The 21,690-nt window shown below is 51.7% G+C and carries 24 protein-coding genes; 10 read left to right on the top strand and 14 right to left on the bottom strand.

Annotated elements, in window-relative coordinates:
- Positions 1-50 precede the first annotated feature (50 nt).
- Entirely contained in the window at positions 51-596 is a 546-nt protein-coding gene (locus AB6B37_RS05700; protein ID WP_371397929.1) for a DedA family protein, read from the top strand.
- Here the strand turns inward: AB6B37_RS05700 and AB6B37_RS05695 are convergent.
- Positions 593-2,050, bottom strand: coding sequence for a cytochrome P450 (locus AB6B37_RS05695; protein ID WP_371397928.1), 1,458 nt, complete (start codon positions 2,048-2,050; stop codon positions 593-595). The two genes, AB6B37_RS05700 and AB6B37_RS05695, sit on opposite strands and share 4 nt — an antisense overlap.
- Before the next feature lie 55 nt (positions 2,051-2,105).
- Between AB6B37_RS05695 and AB6B37_RS05690 the strand changes: the two genes are divergently transcribed.
- Complete coding sequence (locus tag AB6B37_RS05690) at positions 2,106-3,182, top strand: aspartyl protease family protein (protein WP_371397927.1); 1,077 nt, start codon at positions 2,106-2,108, stop codon at positions 3,180-3,182.
- Between the two features lie 16 nt (positions 3,183-3,198).
- Here AB6B37_RS05690 and AB6B37_RS05685 read toward each other — a convergent pair whose 3' ends face one another.
- The 7 genes from AB6B37_RS05685 to AB6B37_RS05655 form a co-directional block, all read right to left on the bottom strand.
- Positions 3,199-3,942, bottom strand: coding sequence for a peptidase (locus tag AB6B37_RS05685; protein ID WP_371397926.1), 744 nt, complete (start codon positions 3,940-3,942; stop codon positions 3,199-3,201).
- An 11-nt stretch (positions 3,943-3,953) separates the two neighbouring features.
- Positions 3,954-4,754, bottom strand: coding sequence for a transglutaminase domain-containing protein (locus AB6B37_RS05680; RefSeq protein ID WP_371397925.1), 801 nt, complete (start codon positions 4,752-4,754; stop codon positions 3,954-3,956).
- 2 nt (positions 4,755-4,756) lie between these two features.
- Positions 4,757-5,698: an alpha-E domain-containing protein gene (locus tag AB6B37_RS05675; protein WP_371397924.1), complete on the bottom strand. Its 942-nt coding sequence runs from the start codon at positions 5,696-5,698 to the stop codon at positions 4,757-4,759.
- Positions 5,699-5,701: 3 nt separating this feature from the next.
- A complete protein-coding gene (locus AB6B37_RS05670; protein ID WP_371398417.1) occupies positions 5,702-7,114 on the bottom strand; it encodes a circularly permuted type 2 ATP-grasp protein in 1,413 nt (470 codons plus the stop codon).
- Positions 7,115-7,556: 442 nt separating this feature from the next.
- On the bottom strand, positions 7,557-9,014 hold the full coding sequence (alr, locus tag AB6B37_RS05665; protein ID WP_371397923.1) for an alanine racemase: 1,458 nt from the start codon (positions 9,012-9,014) through the stop codon (positions 7,557-7,559).
- Positions 9,015-9,064: 50 nt separating this feature from the next.
- The gene (locus AB6B37_RS05660) at positions 9,065-10,576 is read right to left on the bottom strand and encodes a replicative DNA helicase (protein WP_371397922.1); all 1,512 of its coding nucleotides are present in this window, start codon (positions 10,574-10,576) and stop codon (positions 9,065-9,067) included.
- 91 nt (positions 10,577-10,667) lie between these two features.
- The gene (locus tag AB6B37_RS05655; RefSeq protein ID WP_371397921.1) at positions 10,668-11,675 is read right to left on the bottom strand and encodes a cellulase family glycosylhydrolase; all 1,008 of its coding nucleotides are present in this window, start codon (positions 11,673-11,675) and stop codon (positions 10,668-10,670) included.
- A gap of 165 nt (positions 11,676-11,840) precedes the next feature.
- On the opposite strand from AB6B37_RS05655, the gene AB6B37_RS05650 reads away from it, so the two are divergent.
- The gene (locus tag AB6B37_RS05650) at positions 11,841-12,242 is read left to right on the top strand and encodes an NADH:ubiquinone oxidoreductase subunit NDUFA12 (RefSeq protein WP_371397920.1); all 402 of its coding nucleotides are present in this window, start codon (positions 11,841-11,843) and stop codon (positions 12,240-12,242) included.
- Positions 12,242-12,655: a DUF2155 domain-containing protein gene (locus AB6B37_RS05645; RefSeq protein WP_371397919.1), complete on the top strand. Its 414-nt coding sequence runs from the start codon at positions 12,242-12,244 to the stop codon at positions 12,653-12,655. Before AB6B37_RS05650 ends, AB6B37_RS05645 begins: the two co-directional genes overlap by 1 nt.
- Here AB6B37_RS05645 and aat read toward each other — a convergent pair.
- Positions 12,652-13,263, bottom strand: a complete 612-nt coding sequence (aat, locus tag AB6B37_RS05640) for a leucyl/phenylalanyl-tRNA--protein transferase (protein ID WP_371397918.1) — start codon at positions 13,261-13,263, stop codon at positions 12,652-12,654. The genes AB6B37_RS05645 and aat overlap by 4 nt on opposite strands.
- Positions 13,264-13,390: 127 nt before the next feature.
- Here aat and AB6B37_RS05635 point away from each other — a divergent pair, with 127 nt between their 5' ends.
- The 4 genes from AB6B37_RS05635 to AB6B37_RS05620 all read left to right on the top strand — a co-directional run bounded on the left by AB6B37_RS05635 (position 13,391) and on the right by AB6B37_RS05620 (position 16,151).
- The gene (locus AB6B37_RS05635) at positions 13,391-13,975 is read left to right on the top strand and encodes an SspB family protein (protein WP_371397917.1); all 585 of its coding nucleotides are present in this window, start codon (positions 13,391-13,393) and stop codon (positions 13,973-13,975) included.
- Positions 13,976-14,256: 281 nt separating this feature from the next.
- Positions 14,257-15,648, top strand: coding sequence for a class II fumarate hydratase (fumC, locus tag AB6B37_RS05630; protein WP_371397916.1), 1,392 nt, complete (start codon positions 14,257-14,259; stop codon positions 15,646-15,648).
- A 4-nt stretch (positions 15,649-15,652) separates the two neighbouring features.
- Positions 15,653-15,880 (top strand): DUF4169 family protein, encoded by a 228-nt coding sequence (locus AB6B37_RS05625; RefSeq protein WP_371397915.1) that lies wholly within the window; start codon positions 15,653-15,655, stop codon positions 15,878-15,880.
- A gap of 7 nt (positions 15,881-15,887) precedes the next feature.
- Positions 15,888-16,151: a ribbon-helix-helix domain-containing protein gene (locus tag AB6B37_RS05620; RefSeq protein ID WP_371397914.1), complete on the top strand. Its 264-nt coding sequence runs from the start codon at positions 15,888-15,890 to the stop codon at positions 16,149-16,151.
- Positions 16,152-16,220: 69 nt separating this feature from the next.
- On the opposite strand, the gene AB6B37_RS05615 is transcribed toward AB6B37_RS05620, so the two are convergent.
- The gene (locus AB6B37_RS05615) at positions 16,221-16,931 is read right to left on the bottom strand and encodes an OmpA family protein (protein WP_371397913.1); all 711 of its coding nucleotides are present in this window, start codon (positions 16,929-16,931) and stop codon (positions 16,221-16,223) included.
- A gap of 193 nt (positions 16,932-17,124) precedes the next feature.
- Between AB6B37_RS05615 and grxD the strand changes: the two genes are divergently transcribed.
- Positions 17,125-17,457, top strand: coding sequence for a Grx4 family monothiol glutaredoxin (gene grxD / locus AB6B37_RS05610; protein WP_371397912.1), 333 nt, complete (start codon positions 17,125-17,127; stop codon positions 17,455-17,457).
- A 126-nt stretch (positions 17,458-17,583) separates the two neighbouring features.
- Positions 17,584-18,174, top strand: a complete 591-nt coding sequence (locus AB6B37_RS05605) for a hypothetical protein (protein WP_371397911.1) — start codon at positions 17,584-17,586, stop codon at positions 18,172-18,174.
- An 8-nt stretch (positions 18,175-18,182) separates the two neighbouring features.
- Here the strand turns inward: AB6B37_RS05605 and AB6B37_RS05600 are convergent, their stop codons facing one another.
- The 4 genes from AB6B37_RS05600 to rpsD form a co-directional block, all read right to left on the bottom strand.
- A complete protein-coding gene (locus tag AB6B37_RS05600) occupies positions 18,183-19,766 on the bottom strand; it encodes an AMP-binding protein (protein WP_371397910.1) in 1,584 nt (527 codons plus the stop codon).
- Between the two features lie 271 nt (positions 19,767-20,037).
- Complete coding sequence (locus AB6B37_RS05595; protein ID WP_371397909.1) at positions 20,038-20,262, bottom strand: helix-turn-helix transcriptional regulator; 225 nt, start codon at positions 20,260-20,262, stop codon at positions 20,038-20,040.
- On the bottom strand, positions 20,255-20,719 hold the full coding sequence (locus tag AB6B37_RS05590; protein WP_371397908.1) for a hypothetical protein: 465 nt from the start codon (positions 20,717-20,719) through the stop codon (positions 20,255-20,257). Before AB6B37_RS05590 ends, AB6B37_RS05595 begins: the two co-directional genes overlap by 8 nt.
- Before the next feature lie 257 nt (positions 20,720-20,976).
- Positions 20,977-21,594, bottom strand: a complete 618-nt coding sequence (rpsD, locus tag AB6B37_RS05585) for a 30S ribosomal protein S4 (protein ID WP_371397907.1) — start codon at positions 21,592-21,594, stop codon at positions 20,977-20,979.
- Between the last annotated feature and the right edge of the window lie 96 nt (positions 21,595-21,690).

The following is a 21,690-nucleotide window of genomic DNA, read 5'->3' as shown; positions in this document are numbered from 1 at the left end:
CCATGTTTGGGATGATTTAGTCGTGTTTTGCAGCCCGGAGCGCATAATTCATGGATATGTTGCCCGATTCCTTGCTGTTTCTATACGGCTCCATATTGCTAGGCCCGTTTGTTCAAGAGGACGCTGCCGTGCTCTATGCCGCTGGCCTTGCAGAGAGCGGTAAACTTCCAAAAATTGCTGTCTTTCTCACTATATGGCTGGGGCTTTGCTTGTCTGATTACTGGAAATATTGGCTGGGCTGGTGGGCTCTAAAACATCCCCAAGGTCAAAAACAGGCACAAAAAGACAAAGTCATCGCCATGGGCGACAAAGTCCAAGGCAATTTGTTTAAAACGCTGCTTGTTGGGCGGTTCATCCCACTCGCGCGTATCCCGACCTACTTTGCTTGCGGCTATTTCCATGTGCCCTATTGGAAATACTGCCTTGGTATAACCATCACGGCGCTACTGTATATTACAGTCGTCTTTACCGTGGTCGCCACGCTCGGCATGGTTATGGGCGAACATCTGAAATGGATATTACCCGTTGTAGCGATTACAGTGTTACTGACCGTCATCGCGACATATTTCATAAGGCGGCGAACAGATGAGTCCTAACGCGCTCTTGCCGTCAGCTTGGCCTTTATCCCGCCTTCGGGACGAAGCGTCACGGTCATGAGCGGGCGAGGATAGCAATCAGCGGATATATCAATGTCGTAATCGCGCACCAGTGTCGCAAGGCCCATCACCGCCTCCATAATCGCAAAGGCCATGCCGACGCAGATACGCGGGCCTGCACCAAAAGGCATAAACGGTGCGCCTTTATTGCGAAGGCTGGGGTCGCGCAAAAAGCGGTCAGGGTCAAAGGCCAGCGGATTACCCCACAGGCGGTCTGTGCGGTGCATGATGTAGTTATTTAAAATCACCACATCATTAGGCGCGATATCGCGGCCATAAAGCGTGGTCGGCTCGATACATTCACGGTTCAATATGGGCGCAGGCGGGAACAGGCGCATGGTCTCGTCAATCACAGCGCGGGTAAATGGCAGGACGGCCATATCATCATAGCTGATGTCGCCATCAGGGCGCACAGCGTCGACTTCGTCCCGCAGGCGCGCAAAGGTCGCGCCGTGCATACCCGCCAAATATAGCGCCCAAGTCAGGGTCAGCGCCGTGGTTTCATGCCCCGCAATAAAGAACCCGATCAGGTTATCCCGCCGTTCGCGGCGACTAAGCGCGCGACCCGTATGCGGATCCGTGGCAGACACCAAAAGCCCCACCAGATCACGCGCGTCAGTGTCATCAACACGGCTGTCCAGCAGGTCATCTGCGGCGGCTTTCAATGCTTTTAACGCCCGCGACCCGCTGGGCGGGATGGGGCGCGGCATCCAGCGCGGCATGGGCAGAAGGTCATCAGGCCGCAGCGTACCCGCTGATGTCACCACTTTGCGCGTGGCCGTTTTCAATCGTTCGCGGTCCATGCCAGATGGGTCGCCCAGCAGTGTTTTAGCCAGCACGTCAAAGGTCACGTCCGCCATGGCGGCGTTAAGCTCAACCGAGCCGCCCTCACCTATTTTAGCTTTGAAATCACGCAGCACATCCGCAATCATCGGCGCAAGGTCGGCCATATGGCGTTTCGCAAATATTGGCGCGACGGCGCGGCGTTGGGTCTTCCATTGGTCACCGCCAACGGACAACAGGCCCTCTTTGGTCGCGGGGCCCAAGATACGGCCGTCAATCGGGGCTTTTTGAAATTTCGCGCTCTCCGTTCCCAGCACTTGGAGCATGCCGACGGGGTCGCTGACCACATGGGTGCGATACCAAAAGGTCTTGAGACTGACGATTGGTTGCGCGTAAGCGAGCGGACCAAAGCCCTCAAGCGGGTTTTTCAAGAACTTATAGGTCGATTGCACAAAGCTTTCTTTCCCCGTCAGCGGCTTAGCGTGCGGCGGATAAAAAAGCCCGTCAGAAGGTTTGGATGCTGGGGACGCTGTCATAATATCATTACGCGCGGCGGTGGGGCTTGGTTTACACCAGTTTGTGTCACGCCCGCCCGTGTCACGAATATCCATGCCGCTCTCTTATATTTGATGCGGTAATTCCGGGCGCTTCGCCTATAGTCTCTCCATGAGCTTTTTGAAGTGGGCATTTTTAATAGTGGCTGCGGCCTCATTGGTCGCTTGCGAGACTGTGCCGCGCGCACAAGGCATATCCATTTCCGACATAGAGACTGACCCGCGCGTGCTTACCTTCACGCTCCCCGCCACGCCGCATGGCCGCATGGTAATTGACGCAGGGTTGCCCAACGGACGGCAGGTTAATTTGATGTTGGATACGGGTGCAACCCATTCCGCGCTTTACGCGTCAGAATGGGAACGCCTGGGGCAGACAATGGGCCAGACGACGGGGCAAACAATGGGCCAGACAATAGGTAAGGCCGTTGACGGGCAACAACAGGTGCGCATTCACGGCATGCTGGCGGCGGACATTCAACCACTTGTGACGCTGCCGACGCTGAGATTGGGCACAGCCACCCTCAATGACGTGCCTATTGCACGCCTGAATAATCCAGAGCGTAAAGCCCGCGATAAAGAGCTGCACGACGGCATTTTAGGGATGGATATATTGTCCCAATTTCATATCTATGTTGACCGGCCACAGGAGGTCTTAAAGCTCATACCCAAAGACATGGGTATGATATCTGCACCGCCAAGTTGGCGGGTCGTCACCCTTAAACCCAACCCATTTTTAGAGGACGGACGACAGCTCCATTTTATGGATGTGCGGCTTGGCAATGCGCTGACGCCTGCGCTTCTGGACACGGGATCTGAATTTAATTTGATGAATTGGAACACATCTCGTTTTCCGCAACTCCGCGCTGTCAAAAGCCGACTCTTGAAGAAATGGGAAATCGAAGGCGCGGTCGGTACGTTTCAACCCGTCTCAAAAATTCGGGCCACAGATTACCGTGCTGGGCAAAAACTTTTTGAGGGCACAGAGTTCATTGTGCTCGATTTCGAGAGCCTTAACGTGCTTGGGATAGAGGATAACCCGTTTATCATCATCGGCGCAGACGCGTTAAAGAATGAGCGCTATATCCTTGATTTTGAACGCGATAAGCTGATTTTTGCGCCCACTGATGAAGAGCGCGAATATAAGTCGCGCGGGTCAATGCCAACATTTTCAAGACGGCGTCGGAAGTAGCCAATAAAGGACAGTTTTATTGGGTTTCATTAAATGTGAAGTCGGGCAAACCATCCAACGCCTTTTTCAAAGCCTTGCCCCATCCTGTTGAAATTGTACGCACGTATTTATCATCGCGTTTAAACCGCTTCTGCATACCAAGGGTCAGGCTATCGGCTTCATACGTCATCAAATCCAGCGGTAAACCAACAGACAAATTCGCCTTTATCGTCGAGTCAAAAGACACGATCAGCAGGCGAACCGCCTCTTCAAAGCTCATCGTTGGGTCTTGGGCGCGCACTAATATGGGCCGCCCGTATTTTGTCTCGCCAATTTGGAAAAACGGCGTGTCGTTTTGCGCCTCAATAAAGTTGCCTTCGGGGTAAATCATAAAAAGGCGCGGCGCCATGCCTTTGATTTGACCACCCAAAATCAACGTTGCGTTAAAGGCCGACTCTGCGGTCTGCCCCGTATCGGAATTGGCTTGGATGACCTCTTTTAACGTCTTGCCAATCAGGCGCGCAACTTGAAACATCGTTGGAACGGCAAGGATAGACGGATCACGATCTTCCGGCACTTTCGACCGTTCGTCCAGCACACTAATCAACGCTTGGGTGGTCGCCAGATTACCGGCCGTCATCAATGTGATAACGCGGTCACCTTCGACATGCCAGCTATGCATTTTTTTAACCGTCGCAATGTCATCAACACCAGCATTTGTGCGGGTATCAGACATGAAGACAAGCCCTCTATTCAGGCGCAAACCAACACAATATGTCATGAATTATTCTCTTATTGTTGCACTTGCACGTCGACAGAAATTGATTCGTTCTGGCCGCCAAATGTAAGCCCAGAGATAGGCGCTGCGGCGGAATAATCAAGTCCTGTTGCCACACGAACATAGCGACTATCAGGGGAAATTTGATTGGACACATCAAACCCTGTCCAGCCCAGTGTTGGCACGTAAACTTCGGCCCATGCATGGGTTGCGTCCTGTGCAATTGTGTCGTTCATCATTAAATACCCACTGACATAGCGCGCAGGAAACCCCGCACGGCGCGCAGCAGCAATGAAAATATGACTATGGTCTTGGCAGACCCCGGCCCCGGCCTTAATCGCATCCTCCGCTGTGCTCATCGCGTCCGTTTGTCCGGTCTCGTAACTGACGCGTTTCCCGATGAGTTTGGATAATTTATGCAGCTTATCCAGATCTGTGCCCTCAAAGGCTGTAAATTTTTTGACCAGTTTTTCCACGCCGACACCGGGCGTCGTTAACGGTGTATCGCGAAGATAAAGCCAAAGCGGCGCATAGCCCATATGCGCGCCGACAACTCCGTGATTATCCAAAATCTCGACTTGCCCGCGCGAGGTAACGGTCAGGTGTTTTGCGCCCCTATCAAGGCTGATTAAGGTGACGGTGTTTTGGTAATGATCGGTAAAGACAGCTTCTTCCTGTCCCCCATCAAAAGTCAGGGTCCAGTTTTTAACACGCTGGCTATCGCCGGATAAGGGCGTCAGCCGGATTTGCTGCAAGCCGTAATGCGGCGCTTCGTCAAATCGATATTCCGTTTTATGTGCAATATCTAAAATCATGGCTAAGCGTAAAAGCTGTAATCGCTTTCTATTTGTGCTCCCAATGCTTGGTTTTGGCGCAGGAAGTTAGTGATAAATTCATGAAGGCCTTGCGCCATAACGCTGTCAATTGTTTGCGATTGCAGACTGTTCAATAAGGCTTCGGACAATGTCTGGCTTTCATGTTGTGTGCCATATGCCCGGTTTAAGTGACCCAAATTATGGGCAATTTCGCATTGGCAAAACATGAGCGAACGCGGCATAGACCGATCAAGCGTCAGAAAATTGGCGATGCTTTTGGGACTGATCGCTCCCTTATTGACCCAGCGGTAAGACCGGTTGGCCGAAACAGACCGCAATATCGTCTCCCATTGAACATTATCCAACGATCCGCCGACCAGCGACACAGACGGCAATAAAACATGATATTTAACGTCCAATATTCGTGCCGTATTATCTGCCCGTTCAATGAACATGCCCAACCGTGCAAAATCGAAAATATCGTTGCGCAACATTGTGCCTTGCAACGCGCCTTCGACAAGCGCGGTTTGGCGTTTGATGAGCGCCAAAATTTCGGGCAGACCTTTGGGCGTCACAGGTTTTTTCAACGCCTCGCATATGTTCAACCACGCCTCGTTAACCGCCTCCCACACTTCGCGGGTCAGTGCCGTTCGGGCCGTTCGGGCATTAGAGCGCGCCAAATCAATCATAGAGCGCACACTGGCCGGATTATCTTTCTCCCGCAGCAAAAAATTGATGACAGAGGGGCCGTCATACGTGTCGTGCAGCGTCTCAAATTTGCTTTCCATACCGGCGGCTTTGATGATGGATTGCCATTCATCCTCGGCAGATTTTGACCGCGTTAGTGCGATGTAAAATCCGGCTTCGGTCAAGCGCGCCGTATTCTCGCACCGTTCCATATATCGGAACATCCAAAAAAGGCTGCCTGCTGTTTTTCCGAGCACCGCCTAGTCCTCCAAAACCCAAGTGTCTTTGGTTCCGCCGCCTTGGCTGGAATTGACAACAAGCAATCCTTTTTTCATAGCGACGCGGGTTAGACCACCGGGTGTCGTGATGATTTTATCTGGGGCAACCAAAACAAACGGGCGCAAATCAACATGGCGCGGGGCCAATTCACCCTTGTTTAATATCGGCGTCGTCGACAGAGCCAATGTTGGCTGCGCGATATAATTGCTAGGGTTCTTGCGCAGTTTTTTGGCAAAGCGGTCAATTTCGGCTTTGGTCGAGGCTGGCCCGACCAGCATACCATAACCGCCAGAACCGTGCACCTCTTTGACGACAAGATCGCCTAAATGCTCCAGCACATATTTAAGAGAGTCCGGATCTGAACATCGCCATGTTTCCACATTTCTTAACAGCGCTTTTTCGCCGGTGTAAAACCGCACGATGTCGGGCATGTAAGAATAAATCGCTTTGTCATCAGCGATGCCTGATCCGGGGGCATTCGCAATCGTAATTCCGCCTGCGCGGTAAATATCCATAATACCTGGAATGCCAAGCATTGATTCAGGCTTAAAATTTAGCGGGTCAAGATAATCGTCATCAACGCGACGATAAAGCACATCAATGGGCGTGTAGCCCTGCGTGGTGCGCATGCACACTTTCTTATCTCTAATGCGAATATCATTGGCTTCGACAAGTTCAGCCCCCATTTGATCGGCCAGAAACGCGTGCTCGAAATAAGCAGAATTATGAATACCGGGAGTCAGCACAGCTATGACGGGCTTATCGGTGCAATGTTTGGGCGCGCAAGCCTCTAACGATTGACGCAAAGTTTGCGGATAATTATTGACGCGTTGAACTTTGTTTCGCGAAAACAATTCTGGAAAAATTTGCAGCATTGTTTCGCGGTTTTCCAGCATATAAGACACACCAGACGGTGTACGGGCATTATCTTCTAAGACAAAGAAATCATCCGCCCCGGTCCGCACAAGATCGACGCCCACAATATGGGTATAAACTTTTCCCGGCGGGGTCACGCCAATCATTTGCGGCAAAAACGCGTCGTTATTTTCAATAAGCGCGGACGGCAATATGCCCGCTTTCAGGATTTCCTGATTATGGTATATGTCGTGCAAGAACGCGTTAATCGCTTTGACGCGCTGCTCTATCCCAAGGGTCAGGCGCGCCCATTCGCGCGCAGCGATAATGCGCGGAATAATATCAAACGGGATTAACCGCTCATCCGCATCGCGTTTTCCGTAAACATTAAAGGTGATACCCGTACGCCGAAACACAGCTTCGGCTTCGGTCATTTTGCGCTTGAGCAATTTTTTATCTTGGCTTTCATACCACGCGTGATAGCTGGCATAGCTTTCCCTTGGGGCGCCGTTATCCAGCATCTCATCAAAAAAATCCATCATCCCCCCTGTTACTCCACCATAGGTCCGCCGCTAAATATAACAAGTTTTCCTTGAATAATTAGGGATTTAGCGGTGCCGCGCACAAAACTTGTGCTGGATAGAAGGGGTGATAGTTAAAACCGATAAGCAGATTTTAACCCGATTAGGACGGGGTGTGAGGATTGGGCAGCATAGGCCATATTGTGTCGAACCACCGCAGCATGGACTCCGGGCCGCTGCGCAGCGGCGAAATGACAAAACTATTGGGGCGGTGCATAACTCAAGAGACCTCCGCCTTCGCTGAGGATATGGACATAACCAAGTTTAAAAAGACACACCGCACTCCTCGCAAGGCGGGGATATTATTGACGGCACTAACGCATCGTGACTAGGTGGCGCATTATGCATACCCCTGTGCATAACCCTGTGGACAGCGTGTGCAAAACGCTACCCTTACGCCCTACCCTTTCTGATATGTCCGGCGGCAGCGGTCCCCTAATCGCACGAGGAGTTCATAGTCAATCGTGCCGATGGCGTTGGCGTCGACCGTCAGGTTTTCGCCGCGAAATTCTGCCCAATCGCCAAGGCCTGGGGGCTTGGTAAGGCGGGTGATATCGACAATGGTCAGATCCATAGAGACGCGACCAATGATTGGGACGCGTTGTTTGGCGAGCGTGACAAAGCTGGTTTTACCCTTCGAGCCTGATAGCCCGCTAGCCGCAACGGGGACACCGTCGGCATAGCCTGCGCCGAGCACAGCAATTTTCATATCAGAGTCTGCGCGAAATGCGCCGTTATAGCCAATCGTGTCGCCAGCCTTGACGTTACGGATTTGCAGCACAGGTGCCATGAGAGACACCACGGGTTCTGTGTCTTCATTATTAGCTTTTTTCGTTGCCTGCCCGCCGTAGAGTGAGATGCCGGGCCGCACGAGTTGGAAGTGATACTCTTTGCCCAAATACACGCCCGCAGAATTGGCGAGTGACAACGGCATGACGGGAAAACGCGCGGCGATACGGCGAAAACGGTCAAGCTGCTGCGCGTTCATCGGATTATTCGCATCAGGCGCACAGGCCAGATGGCTCATAATAAGGTCAGGACCGAGGGATCCCAGCAGCGCTTGGTTCTTGGACAGTGTCTCGGACTCATCGAGTGACAGGCCTAGGCGGTTCATCCCCGTATCAATATGCAGCGCGCAATAGGGCGCATGTTTCGCGCGGTCAGCCTCATTCGTCCAAATCCGCGCTTGATCGAGCGAGTTTATGACGGGCTTTAGCGTGAAGGCAAAGAACAGCGTCAAATCCTGCGGCGCGGGGCCGTTCAGAACATAAATCGAGGCGTTATCACCAATGGCTTCGCGCAGGATTTTACCTTCGCCAGCGGTCGCGACGAAAAACGTACGACACCCGGCCCCGTATAATGTGCGCCCCACTTGCTCGGCGCCCAGGCCGTAGGCATTGGCCTTCAGGCTCGCGCCAATTTTAGCATTGCCGACGCGGTCTTGAATGCGGTCATAATTGGCTTTGATCGCGCCCAGATTAATGCGAAGCGTCGGGCGTGTCGTGAAGCCCTGTTTATGCACGGAACGCTCTGGTCTTGACCCAGGATTTTTAGCCGAGCCCTGTTTGTCAAAAGACGGCTTGGCCTGAGTTTGCTTGGGTTTGTCAAAGCGTGGTTTATCACTGAACGATTTATCACGGCGGGGATTATCAAAGGATTTTTTCTTATCAAAGGTCTTGCCCGACCTAGCGGGTTTGCCGCCATCTCGACCCCCATCGCGTCCTCCGTCACGGGCACCATCACGGCCCTTGGCATCACGCGGTGTGTCGCGATTGCCCTGCCTTTTACGCTCTTGCGCGTCACGCGACATAGGTTGCGCGCCGTAGCGGCCCGGCTCTGTTTTAAACGGTTTTTTCACGGCGAGGCTTTCTGTAAACGCGGTCTCTGTAAACGCAGTATAGGGGCGGATTAATGCCCGATATTATCGTAACGATCATCTTGGGCCAAATCACCAAATTTCGTGATATCAGCCGTAAAGGACAGTTTGATGGTGCCGATGGGGCCGTGGCGTTGTTTGCCGACAATCACTTCGGCCTTACCGTGGAGGTCTTCCATTTGTTCCTGCCACTTCAAATGCTCTTCTGTGCCTTCGGACGGCTCAGCCCGCGCGACGTAATATTCTTCGCGGAACACAAATGATACAACATCGGCGTCTTGCTCGATTGATCCTGATTCGCGCAGGTCTGAGAGTTGCGGCCGTTTATCATCGCGTTGCTCGACCTGGCGCGAGAGCTGTGCGAGCGCGAGGATCGGAATATCGAGCTCTTTGGCGAGTGATTTCAAACCTTGCGTAATCATCGACACCTCTTGCACACGACCGTCTGACGCTTTTAACGCCGCCCCGCCCGTCAAGAGCTGGAGATAGTCAACAACGAGCAAATCAAGGCCCGCCATACGCTTTAGCCGCCGCGAGCGCGCCGCCAATTGCCCAATGGAAATACCGCCCGTATCATCAATATAAAGTGGGATGCGGTTAATTTCGTCTGATGCATCGCGCACATGTTCATATTGTTCGGGCGTAATATCACCACGCCGAATCTTATGAGACGGGATGCCGGACTGCTCGGCCAAAAGACGCGTGGCGAGTTGTTCGCTGCTCATCTCTAGGCTGAAAAAGCCGACGCGCCCCCCGTTGACGGTTTGCATAATGCCGTTTTCGTCTTTTTCTTCTCTATGTGCTTTGGCGACATTGAAGGCGATATTAGTCGCGAGCGAGGTTTTACCCATAGAAGGTCGACCCGCGAGGATGATAAGGTCTGATCGGTGCAGGCCGCCAAGCTGCCGATCAACATCCATCAATCCCGTGGACAGGCCAGACAGATGACCATCGCGCGTAAATGCGGCGGTGGCCATATTAATCGATTTAATCAGCGCGTCATGAAACGTCTCAAACCCGCCTTGGACTTGTCCTGTCTCGGCAAGGCTGAAAAGCTTGGCTTCCGCCTCGCCAATCTGCTGAACCGCAGTTTCTTCACTGCCAAGGTTTTTGGCAGACTCTGTGATTTCCGCGCCCAACTTAATGAGATCGCGTCGCATCGCATGATCGAAAATCAGCTTAGCATATTCAGGAGCCGCGATTGTCGCCGCCGCAGGCGCATTTGCAAGGAGCCGCGCCAGATATTCAACGCCGCCGATATCCTCAATTGTTTCGTCTTGGGAAAAACGGTCTTTCAAGACAATCGCATCGGCAAGTTGACCAAGTTCAATTAAACGCGCGATTTGCTCGTAAATACGGGCATTGACAGGGTTATAAAAATGTTTGGCTTGAACCACACCCGATACGCGGTGATAAATTTCATTATCATATAAAAGCGCACCCAGCAGGGCCTGCTCGGCCTCCCAGCTTTGCGGTGTAGTGTCGAGTTCAGTATCATTTGAAGCCCCGCCGTAGCCAGGGTCATTATCCATTGTGTTAGCCATAGCTTAACGTAACACGACCCGTCGCCAGCGCCTAGGCTTGCTTACAGAAATAGCCCGAAAAGACGTCCGCGCAGCTGTGTATATCCTGTGACTATTTCCAGCCCTTGATGATATCGCGCGCATATCGCCCAGATGACGTCAAATCGGCGTCTGTCCACGGGCCTGTCTTGGACGCGGTGGAGGTGAACATTGATGCGCCCTCATTCTTGCTACTGACGGCCCACATCATATGGGTCAAATCATGGCGGCGCATAAGAGCGAGCCAAGCCTCGCTTGATGCACGGTCAACGGCCCCGTCGCCGTCATAATTGACCGTGCCCCATTCGGTGACCATCACAGGCAAGCCCGCTTGCAAGGCGCGTTCTGCGCGGGCGCGCAAATCATCTTTATGACCTGCTGCGTAAAAATGCAGCGCATACATGATATTGGACGCCCCGCGTATCGGATTGGCAATCACCCGTTCTAAATCTTGGCTGTAGCTTTGTGTGCCGACAACGATGATATTATCAGGGTCATAGCGGCGGATGGTCTGTATCATTGTTTCCGCATAGGGTTTGATGACGGTATCCCAATCGGTCGAAACCAGCGGTTCGTTGTAAATCTCATAAATGATGTTGGGTGTGTGACCATATTTCTGCGCAAGATAAGCAAAGAACTCTTGCGCTTGCGGCACTGATTTTTCCGCTTCGTGGCTGTGATAATCCACGACCACGTAAATATTATTGGCTATGGCGGCTTGAATAATGGTTTCGGCGCGCGCCATATTCGCTTGCGGGTCGCGAAGCAGACTGCCATCGCCGTCCACACCAATAGAGGCCCGTATAATATCAGCATCCCAATCGCGGGCAAAATTCCGCACGGCTTGGGTGTTATAAAAGGCTTCTTGCCCCCAGCCCGTATTGCTCCAGAAGAAACTGGGGCCTGCGAAAGAGACGACTTCACCGTTTTGACTCACCAGTTTTGAACCACTAACGGCCAAGTGCCCATGCTGCTGCACAGGCATCACGCGGGTGACGCCAACCCATTGCATGGTCAAAGCATGGCTTAGTGCCGTAACACTAAACAGGGCCACAAGAAAAACAGCAGTAAAACGACGCATAATGGGGCTCTTAGGAATTGATGGTCTGCATTTGCAAATCCTATGCCAAATTAGGGCCATAATGACGACAGTTAACGCCGTAATTTCACCACATGACGCCTTTACTGTGACGCTGAAGCGCTTTATTGCAAAGCACAGAAAGACCCAGTTGGTCTGAGGTACTATATGGCTAAATTTATCAAACGTCTATTTGCATGGTGGGACGGCGCAACGCTGGGCACTTTACTTCAGATTGGCCGCAAGGGCGTGAAGGTCGGCGAAGATGACTACGGCAATAGCTACTTTGAGGAAAAGGGCGACGGCTATGATGGCCGCAAACGCCGTTGGGTGAAATATACGGGCTATGCTGATGCGTCGCGTGTGCCGCCCGAATGGCATGGTTGGATGCATCATATGTATGACACACCCCCATCCGAAGAACCGCTGAAGACTCAAAGCTGGGAACTGCCGCACCGCCCGAATATGACGGGCACAATCCACGCCTATAAACCCAAAGGCAGCCTTGACCGCGGCGGTAAACGCGCCGACGTCGCGGCGGATTATGACGCTTGGACGCCGGACGCTTAATGCGCTTTGCCTCTGTTATATCCGCGCTTGCGTTGTTAGCGCTAATCCCTGCGGCGTCTGCCAATAATTTGATGGGCGAAGCGGTGGTGCTACGCGCGCTAGATAAAGTGACCGCCAAGACCCAAGATTTCACAGTGCCCGTGGGCGATAGCTTGGATTACGGCTCACTGCGCGTGGACGTGAAACATTGCGAGAAACGCCCGCCAGAGGATATTCCAGAAACCTATGTATTTTTGCAAATCTTTGACGCGAAACTCGACGGTAAAGGCGAAGTCAGCGAGCCTGAGAAAGTGTTCTCTGGCTGGATGATGGGCTCTAACCCTGCCCTGTCAGCGTTGGACCACGGTGTTTATGACATCTGGGTGCTTGAGTGTAAGACCAAAGCCGCCTCTGAGACAGACGACGAGTTTTAAGCGCTAAAACTGGCTTTGACTTGCAGCGCAGGTTTAAGGATTTTCAGATAGTCTTCTTGGCTAATTTCCACCCCGCCCATGCTTTCCAAATGATCGGTCAGATACTGCGTATCCAGCAGCACAAAGCCGTTTTTATTCAACCGCTCTACCAGATACACCAACGCGATTTTACTGCCGTTGGGCTTGACTGAAAACATACTTTCGCCAAAAAACGCGCCGCCTAGCGCGATACCGTATAGCCCCCCGACCAGCCCGTCTGCATCGCAATGCGGGCTGTCCCATATTTCCAAGCTATGCGCGAAACCTGCCTCGTGAAAATGCTCATAAACCATTTGTAGGCTTTCGCTTATCCATGTCTCTGGATGCCCAACGCGGGGCGCAGCGCAATACTCCATCACGCGTGAAAAACAGTGATTGATTGTGACGTGATAATCGCCCCTCGCCATCGCCTTTTTTAAAGACCGCGAAATATGCAGCCCATCCAGCGGAATAATCCCGCGCATGTCAGGTTCAACAATCATAAACCCGTCTGACTCGCGCGTTTCCGCCATAGGAAACTGCCCTTTGGTGTAAAGGTCAAGAATGTCAGAGAGGCCAAATTGGGTCATGGCCGTTCGTAACGCGAGGCGCCGCCCTTAATCAACGAAGAAGTTCGCCTCATCGGACACAGACAGGTCATCATACCGCAGATAAATCGGCCTTCACCCGTTAAACAGCGGTTGACCCACGGCGTCAGTGTTTTACTCTATCCATATGAGCCAAGATTTGATGAATTACGAACAAATGACACAACTCGCCCTGCGCGGGGTCGTGCGCGATGCCATCCGCCGCGTGATCCGCGAAGACGGCCTGCCCGGGACGCATCACTTCTACATCACTTTCCTAACCCGTTACCCTGGTGTCGAAATCGACGAAAGCCTCGCCAAGAAATACCCCGAAGAGATTACTATTGTGCTCGAACATCAATATTGGGATCTTAACGCTTATCCTGAAGAGTTCGAGGTCACACTGAAATTTGGCGGCGTTCCGAAATATTTGAAAGTCCCCTATACAGCGGTGACGCGGTTCCACGACCCATCGGTCAGCTTTGCCCTGCAATTTGACCCGCCCGCGGAAATGGAACCCGCCCCGCCAACACTGGCAAAACTCCAGCCCAAAGCGGACGTCAAACCCGCAGCCAAAGCCAAGCCAAAGACAGCGGCAAAAGCTAAAGCTAATCCCAAAGATACGGATACGCCAGATGACGACGGTCCAGACGGTGGTGGTGACGGCGGCGGCGGCGAAAAAGTCGTCAGCCTAGATGCCTTTCGGAAGAAATAGGCAGATTTATAGTATAGTAACGTCATGACCGAGCCTGTCTCGTGTATCGATGCGGTGATGGTGCGTAGTAAAACCAACGCTTAATAGTGCGTCCTGCCCGAGCCTGTCTCAGGTATCCATCCGCAAAGCTCTCCCCTAGACGCAATAATAATACATGGATCACCGACACAAGGTCGGTGATGACGGTTGGCTTTTTGATGCCCTTCCCCAACAGACTTTACCCTTGAGATTCCTGCGCGCTGATTTATGCAGTGGCTACATCTATTGCCCGCGAGGATACCATGACAAAAACACGTATAGAAACCGATAGCTTTGGCCCCCTGAAGGTCCCGTCTGATCGATATTACGGCGCGCAGACGGCGCGGTCGCTGATTAACTTTCCAATCGGGATTGAAACCATGCCGCCGTCCATGATCCGTGCGCTGGGGATTATTAAACGTTCCGCCGCGCTCGCGAATAAATCGGCGAAGAACCTAGACGCGAAACGTTGCAAAGCCATTGTGAAGGCCGCGTCCGAAGTCGCGGAAGGCAAACTGGACGATCACTTCCCACTGTCGATTTGGCAGACAGGGTCGGGCACGCAGTCCAATATGAATAGCAATGAAGTTATATCAAACCGCGCGATTGAAATAATGGGCGGCGAGATTGGTTCCAAAGACCCTGTCCACCCTAATGACCATGTCAATCGTAGCCAATCCTCTAATGACACTTTCCCGACTGCCATGCATATCGCAGCCGCAGAGGAAATTCACCACTCGCTTTTGCCTGCGCTACAATATCTGCGCAATGCGCTGAATGACAAATCGGGCGAGTTTAAAAAGATTATCAAGATTGGTCGCACCCATACGCAAGACGCGACGCCGTTGACGCTGGGCCAAGAGTTTTCGGGCTATGTCGCGCAGATGGATAACGGTATTAAGCGGGTCGAGCGCGGCCTGAAAGAGCTTTACCCTCTCGCCCAAGGCGGCACAGCGGTTGGCACGGGGCTGAACGCGAAACCCGGTTTTGCCAAAGATTTTGCCGCCGAAGTCGCGGCCTATACCAAGCTGCCTTTTAAAACGGCCCCGAATAAATTCGAGGCGCTAGCCGCCCATGATGCCTTTGTCTCGGCTCACGGTGCGATCAATACGGTCGCAGTGTCATTGATGAAAATCGCCAATGATATTCGCTTTCTAGGCTCTGGCCCGCGCTCTGGCCTTGGCGAATTGTCCTTGCCTGAAAATGAGCCCGGCAGTTCCATCATGCCCGGTAAAGTTAACCCGACGCAGTGCGAAGCTATCACCATGGTCTGCACGCAGGTCATGGGCAATAACGCCACCATGTCCATCGCGGGCAGCCAAGGCCATTTTGAGCTAAACGTCTATAAACCCGTTATGGCCTATAATATGCTGCAATCGATAAAGCTGCTCTCTGATGCCTGCATGTCATTTACGGATAAATGCGTGGTGGGGATTAAAGCCAATGAGGACAATATCGCCGAATTGCTTGGTCGCTCTCTGATGCTTGTGACCGCACTGGCACCGACAATTGGCTATGATAATGCGACCAAAGTCGCCAAAACGGCGCATAAACGCGGCACAACCTTACGCGAAGAAGCCGTGCGCCTTGGCTTTGTCACGGAAAAAGAGTTCGATAAAGTCGTGCGCCCAGAACTGATGATAAAGCCGCGGTAAATCCATGCCCGGTGACAACGTCATAAAATTCGGCAAGGCCAAAAAGTCCCTCGCGCGGCAATCGCGCGAGAAAACGGCGGCGGCGAACCGCGCGCGCTTTGGACAGAAAAAATCCGCCAAGGAGCTGAAAAAGGCTATGGCTGAAAAGCTACAAGCCAAGCTCGACGCGCATAAAATTGAAGAGCCCGCAACTGATGCCCCTAAAAAGGGCGATAAAGACGATACCGTTTAAACGCGACATGGTCACGCCGCCTCAATCCGACGACATCAAACGCGAAAAACGCTCGCTGAGCCTTTATGGTCACCGCACATCGGTTGCGCTTGAGACCCCATTTTGGGCCGTTATTGATGACTATGCGCGAGACCAAGATATGTCGCTAGCAAGCCTGCTGGCCACTATTGATGATGGCCGCATCGCCGCCAAAAGCTCGCTGGGCTTGGCCGCTTATTTACGGGTGTGGGCGCTGCGGCAGGTGCAAAATCAATTGCCAAATGTTCAGTGAATTCAGCGAGCCTATGAAAATCGCCCATCCAGAGGACAGGCGATTTCAATTCAATCTTTGCGCGGCCGCTTAGTTGATAACGCCGCCCGTTTGAGACAACTTAATCAGCACTTCTGTGCGGCGGTTTAATTGCTCTTTCACGCCGTCCTCAGTTGGGATGAAGGGTTGAGTTTCACCCATACCGCTGGAGGTCACTACGGCCCGGTTCACGCCTTGGCGCACAAGCTCGTCCATCGCGTCTTTGGCGCGCCGCTCTGATAAACGCAAATTATAGCTTGCAGAACCAGAACGGTCCGTGTGGCCTACAACGCGGATGTTTTCAACATTACAGAATTGACCGATGTCTAAAATACGGTTGATCGTGTTTTGCGTTTCAGCAGATTGGCCTTTGTCGAATTCATAATAGATGATTTCTTGGCGATATTCCTGACCACATAGCTCGCCGAGGGTCACGTCTGATCGTGTCGCGCGACATTCGTTTTGATCATAAACCAAGGTTCCGTCTGAACATGTGAATGTTTCGCGCGTTGGGCATTGGGCGACATCCGTTACAATAGACCCATCCCAACACTGCATTTCACGCACAGGTTCAGAGACAATCTCCTCAGGGGGGCATACAACACCGCCAATGGGGGCCATTGGCAATTTCGAGACCATTGTGGTCATGCCGTCTTTCATAGCGTCCTTTGCCATTTTACCGCCGAGAGATGATGTCGTCGAACACGCCGTTAGCGCCAAAGCAGCAACACCAAGCGCTAAATACTGTAAAGTTGTTTTCATTTTTCTGTCCCAGATTATTTAGTTAACTTATGAAACCCTTAAACATGACCCCACCTTAACCTTAGATTAACCATCTTACTGCGCGAAAGGCATATAAAACTCAAAGCCGTTAGTAATCAAAGCGTTCTTTGCCCTTGCAAAATACAAGGCGAGCCCCCAATTAATGCGCAATCCGCCATATAAGAGGTATCCCATGAGCGCCGTATTTGACCGTATTAAAAAAGTTACATCAGAGAATGACATTGTGCTGTTTATGAAGGGCACACCGACCTTTCCGCAATGCGGTTTTTCCTCTACTGTTGTTCAAATCCTTGATTATATCGGCGCGGATTACGGCGCGGTGAATGTGCTGGACGATCCGGAAATCCGTCAAGGCATTAAGGATTACAACAATTGGCCAACCATCCCGCAAGTCTTTGTAAAAGGCGAATTTATTGGTGGATGTGACATCGTCAAAGAGATGTTTGAGAGCGGCGAGTTGCGCGATCACATGGTCGAAAAAGGCATTAAACTCGACGCTGCATAACCCGCCTATGCGGGGTGCTGAGTGTCCCGATAAACATGCTTAAAATCGCCTTAACCGTAATTTAACGCCCCATAAATCTGTTTTTGCTATGATTCATCATCGAAGTAGTAGCAGTGGGGCGTGACTATGGGCATGTTAAGTAGAAGACTTGCGCATAAAAATAAATTTGAGAAGAATCAGTTTTCGTCCAACACATTAAGGTTGATGGAAGACGGCAAGATATTCACCTTAAATTATAGATGGATCTTTGGCTCTGCCCTTTCGATTTTAATCGGCTTGTTCACCATGTACACAGCCATGCATTATCTGACAGCTTATGTCAGTCCAAAACAGATTTTATGGTCAAGCCAAAGCAATAGCGCCGCCAATCAAATGGAGGAAAACTCCATGGGTGTGGTCGACAAAGTCTTAGATAGTTTTACACGCGACCAAGCCTATATCCGCCGCGGTAAAGGATTGGCAGCGCATTACGTTATCCCTGAAGGCAAATCGATTGAACTGCGGATTGTTCGCTGCCAGCCGCAATTTATCGTCGAAGTGTTTCGCTGCACCGCTGGTGATCAGCAGATCATTACGCTAAATAAATCACGCAAAGGCGTTGAACGGCTATCGTTTAATCTGGCTGGATTTTATGTCTATCAATCCCGACTGATCAATAGCGACGGAACCCCGGCTGAGGATAAAACAGGCTACCGCGTGGTCTGGCACCGGGCCTAAAGCGCCGGCTACCCCGCCCCTAATGCGGTTTTGGCCATCGTGGTGACCGAGACATAATCCAATTTCCCCGTGCCTAGCACTGGCAAAGCATCAACAGAGATTATCTTTTTGGGCACAGATATTTCGGCCACGCCGTGCGTTTGCGCCCAGCGCAGTAATTCCGCGCGGTCAGGTTTGGGGTGCTCTGTCAAAAGAACAATGCGTTCGCCTTTTTTCGGGTCGGGCACAATGGCGGCGGCGTGAAGATAATCAGGCCAAACCGCAGAAGCGCAATTTTCCACCACAGTCAAAGACACCATTTCGCCCCCAATTTTGGCAAAGCGTTTGATCCGCCCGCGAATGACGTAATAGCCTTCCCGGTCAACAGACACCACATCACCCGTATCGTGCCACCCTTCATCGGGCGGCATGATTTGCCCCGGTTTATCAGGGGAAATATAGCCTTTCATAATGTTCGGACCCCGTACCCAAAGACGCCCCGCATCATCCAACCCTTCGACAGGTTCAATCCGGCTTTCAATACCCGGCAGCATTTTACCAATGGTGCCTGCGCGAATATCGCCGGGTTGATTGGCCGCCAAAACAGGCGCGCATTCTGTCACGCCGTAGCCCTCTAAGACCTCGATGTTAAAGCGGTCTTGCGCCGCTTTCCGGGTTTCCTCGCGCACGCGCTCTGCCCCGCACACCGCAATACGCAGAGAGTTTAGCCCGCCCTCTTTGCTAGCCCGCATGTAATGTTGCAGGAAAGTATCGGTTGCGAACAAAACCGTCGCTTTGGACGAAAATATGCGCTGTGCGATGGCTTTGGTTTGTAACGGCGACGGGTGAAGCACGACGTCATAGCCACTAAAGATCGGCCAAAGTGTGCCCGCCGTCAGGCCGTAGCAATGAAACGTCGGCAGGGCATTAAAGATTATGTCGCCATCATCCAGCCGCACATGTTGTTCAATCTGTTCAATATTGGCCAGGATATTGGCGTGACTCAGCACGACCCCCTTGGGATTTCCCTCTGTGCCCGATGTGAACAGGATAACACCCGTATCATCGGGGGATGGGCGGGGGATAAACGCGCTTGGCAGTATCGGCCCCAGCACAGCACGAATTTTACCGCCAATGCCAATCTGCTCTTTTAAATCTTCCAAATAGAGAACCGTGACATCGCCCGCTAATGCCGTCAGTAAATCAGATAGCCCTGCGAGCTCGATAAATTTGCGGGATGTCAAAACCGTCTTAAAAGGGGCGGTTTTGGCGGCTGCTTTTAAGTTTTTAAGACCCGCTGTAAAGTTCAACATGGCTGGCGTGCGGCCCGCCGCGTGAATAGTCAAAAGGGCAATGACCGCCCCCGCCCCCGTTGGCAAAAAATAACCAATAGTCTCGCCTGATTCTGTGTGCTTTTTCAGTGGCGCAGACAGGGCAAAGACCGCTTGGCGAAGCTCCCCATAGCGAAAAACGCGACCATCCCCATCGGTGAGGATGTCATGGCTCGCCCCGTGGATTTTACACGCTTCCAAAAACGCGCCCAACAAATCACGCCGAATACGCGCCTGCCCGCGCGCCGATAACGCCTCTGATTCTAAAAATACCGTTTCCACTAACGTCCCCTGTTATTATGGGGTTAGGCTAGCGCATAAAGCCAAGCAGTGCAAAAGGCAGTATAGGCGCGATGGAGCGGCACGCAGTCGCTGGCAGGGGGCGTGAGGTCAATGTCTTAGTTGAGGTGATTTTGGGACGCTTAGGGTTTGGTTTAATAGAAACATCCTCATCTAAGCGCTCAGCTATGGGTAGAACAATCCTCATAGCGGACGTAAGCAGAACGGCAGATAGCATTTAAAAAGACCTTGCCGAACGAATGTGTGTGAGAATTCAGTTATTAATTTCATCCCAACCAAAAACATCTTCTAAGTTCACGCCGAAGACTCTTGAGATACGAAATGCGCTCTCCAGCGAAGGTGAGTAATGTCCTTTTTCAATTGCAATAATCGTTTGCCTTGAAACACCAACCGCCTTTGCAAGAGTGGCTTGACTCATTTGTCCATTCTCCGCTCGCAACTCACTAATTCTATTGGATATTGGGGGTGGCTTACCCACTATAAGGCTTTCTACGATACAAGTAAATTTGCGCGGTATAGTCCACTAAATGCCCCATAATCAGAGCAGCCATAACGCCGAGTAACATGTCGCTCGATCTCGCATCAAAGAAGTATGCCAGCATTGTGATGATTAGAATGATGCTTGTTACGACGCTGGCCCAGCGTGTGCTATGCAAAGAAATTAGCTTGTCTCGTTCATCCAGTAAATCATTCGCTTCACTCAGATTAGAAAGCGCCGCAACGATGGCCCCAACTATGGCAATAATAGTCAAGATGACGACAAATATTACAGTTAGGGCGATAACAGCGGGTTTAGGAACCTGTTCCGTAGCTGCAGAGACATTGAACATGGTATAAAAATAGAATCCACTTGCTGTGAGTAAACCTGCAACCATCACCCACGCCATTTTTTCTCTAAAGTTGACCACTCTTCTATTATCTTCAACCTGCATCATTGGATCTCCCTGCAATTTCAAAATAAGGCGTAGTCTAATATTTTTAACATGTCAAATATATTAGACATACAATTGAATTCCAATTTAGGTTGTTTGACCTAATCCAGATTTATGTGCTTGGATCTATTGTGATACCGGTTTCAGGTCCGCTTTGCCCCCACAACGAACCTCAACAGACCCGCCCCCCCCATAAAAAAAGCCCCCGCATTTGCGAGGGCTTTTTTATATTTAGACTGTCGCCCCACTCAGCGAGATGACTAGCGTGAATAGAATTCGACGACGAGGTTTGGTTCCATTTGCGCTGCATAGGGTACTTCGTCAAAGCTTGGGATGCGCGTGAATGTCGCTTGCATCGCTTTGGGGTCAAGTGAAATATATTCTGGCACATCACGTTCAGCCGATTCGAGCGCTTCGAGGACAAGGGCCATTGTGCGTGACTTTTCGCGCACTTCAATCACGTCACCTTCTTTACAACGGTAAGACGGGATATTGACTTTCTTGCCGTTGACTAGGACGTGGCCGTGATTGACGAACTGACGCGCGGCAAACACAGTTGGCACGAACTTCGCGCGGTAAACAACGGCGTCAAGACGGCGCTCTAGAAGGCCGATCAACTGCTCTGATGTATCGCCGCGCTGACGCGTGGCTTCAAAATAGATGTTGCGGAACTGTTTCTCTTGGATGTTACCGTAGTAACCTTTCAGCTTTTGCTTGGCACGTAGCTGTGTACCGAAATCAGACAGCTTAGACTTACGACCTTGGCCGTGCTGTCCCGGAGGGAAAGGGCGCTTATTAACGGGTGACTTGGGGCGGCCCCAAATGTTTTCACCCATGCGGCGGTCGATTTTATATTTGGCTTGAATACGTTTGGACATAGCTGTCCCTTTTCTTAAAGCGTGGCCCGGCGATTTGACCTATTCAAATCGCGATAGAAACGGCGGCACCACACCAACCCGTAAAAATCCCTAAAA

This window comes from Fretibacter rubidus, assembly GCF_041429785.1.
Classification (GTDB): Bacteria; Pseudomonadota; Alphaproteobacteria; order Caulobacterales; family Maricaulaceae; genus Fretibacter; species Fretibacter rubidus.
Note: the sequence above shows the minus strand (reverse complement) of the source record. Positions and strands in the feature narration are given on the sequence as shown.

Coding starts and splice junctions, on each gene's coding strand:
- AB6B37_RS05700 (WP_371397929.1), top strand. CDS start 51: ATGGATATGTTGCCCGATTCCTTGCTGTTTCTATACGGCTCCATATTG.
- AB6B37_RS05695 (WP_371397928.1), bottom strand. CDS start 2,050: ATGGATATTCGTGACACGGGCGGGCGTGACACAAACTGGTGTAAACCA.
- AB6B37_RS05690 (WP_371397927.1), top strand. CDS start 2,106: ATGAGCTTTTTGAAGTGGGCATTTTTAATAGTGGCTGCGGCCTCATTG.
- AB6B37_RS05685 (WP_371397926.1), bottom strand. CDS start 3,942: ATGACATATTGTGTTGGTTTGCGCCTGAATAGAGGGCTTGTCTTCATG.
- AB6B37_RS05680 (WP_371397925.1), bottom strand. CDS start 4,754: ATGATTTTAGATATTGCACATAAAACGGAATATCGATTTGACGAAGCG.
- AB6B37_RS05670 (WP_371398417.1), bottom strand. CDS start 7,114: ATGGATTTTTTTGATGAGATGCTGGATAACGGCGCCCCAAGGGAAAGC.
- AB6B37_RS05660 (WP_371397922.1), bottom strand. CDS start 10,576: ATGGCTAACACAATGGATAATGACCCTGGCTACGGCGGGGCTTCAAAT.
- AB6B37_RS05655 (WP_371397921.1), bottom strand. CDS start 11,675: ATGCGTCGTTTTACTGCTGTTTTTCTTGTGGCCCTGTTTAGTGTTACG.
- AB6B37_RS05650 (WP_371397920.1), top strand. CDS start 11,841: ATGGCTAAATTTATCAAACGTCTATTTGCATGGTGGGACGGCGCAACG.
- AB6B37_RS05645 (WP_371397919.1), top strand. CDS start 12,242: ATGCGCTTTGCCTCTGTTATATCCGCGCTTGCGTTGTTAGCGCTAATC.
- aat (WP_371397918.1), bottom strand. CDS start 13,263: ATGACCCAATTTGGCCTCTCTGACATTCTTGACCTTTACACCAAAGGG.
- fumC (WP_371397916.1), top strand. CDS start 14,257: ATGACAAAAACACGTATAGAAACCGATAGCTTTGGCCCCCTGAAGGTC.
- AB6B37_RS05625 (WP_371397915.1), top strand. CDS start 15,653: ATGCCCGGTGACAACGTCATAAAATTCGGCAAGGCCAAAAAGTCCCTC.
- AB6B37_RS05620 (WP_371397914.1), top strand. CDS start 15,888: ATGGTCACGCCGCCTCAATCCGACGACATCAAACGCGAAAAACGCTCG.
- AB6B37_RS05615 (WP_371397913.1), bottom strand. CDS start 16,931: ATGAAAACAACTTTACAGTATTTAGCGCTTGGTGTTGCTGCTTTGGCG.
- grxD (WP_371397912.1), top strand. CDS start 17,125: ATGAGCGCCGTATTTGACCGTATTAAAAAAGTTACATCAGAGAATGAC.
- AB6B37_RS05605 (WP_371397911.1), top strand. CDS start 17,584: ATGGGCATGTTAAGTAGAAGACTTGCGCATAAAAATAAATTTGAGAAG.
- AB6B37_RS05590 (WP_371397908.1), bottom strand. CDS start 20,719: ATGATGCAGGTTGAAGATAATAGAAGAGTGGTCAACTTTAGAGAAAAA.
- rpsD (WP_371397907.1), bottom strand. CDS start 21,594: ATGTCCAAACGTATTCAAGCCAAATATAAAATCGACCGCCGCATGGGT.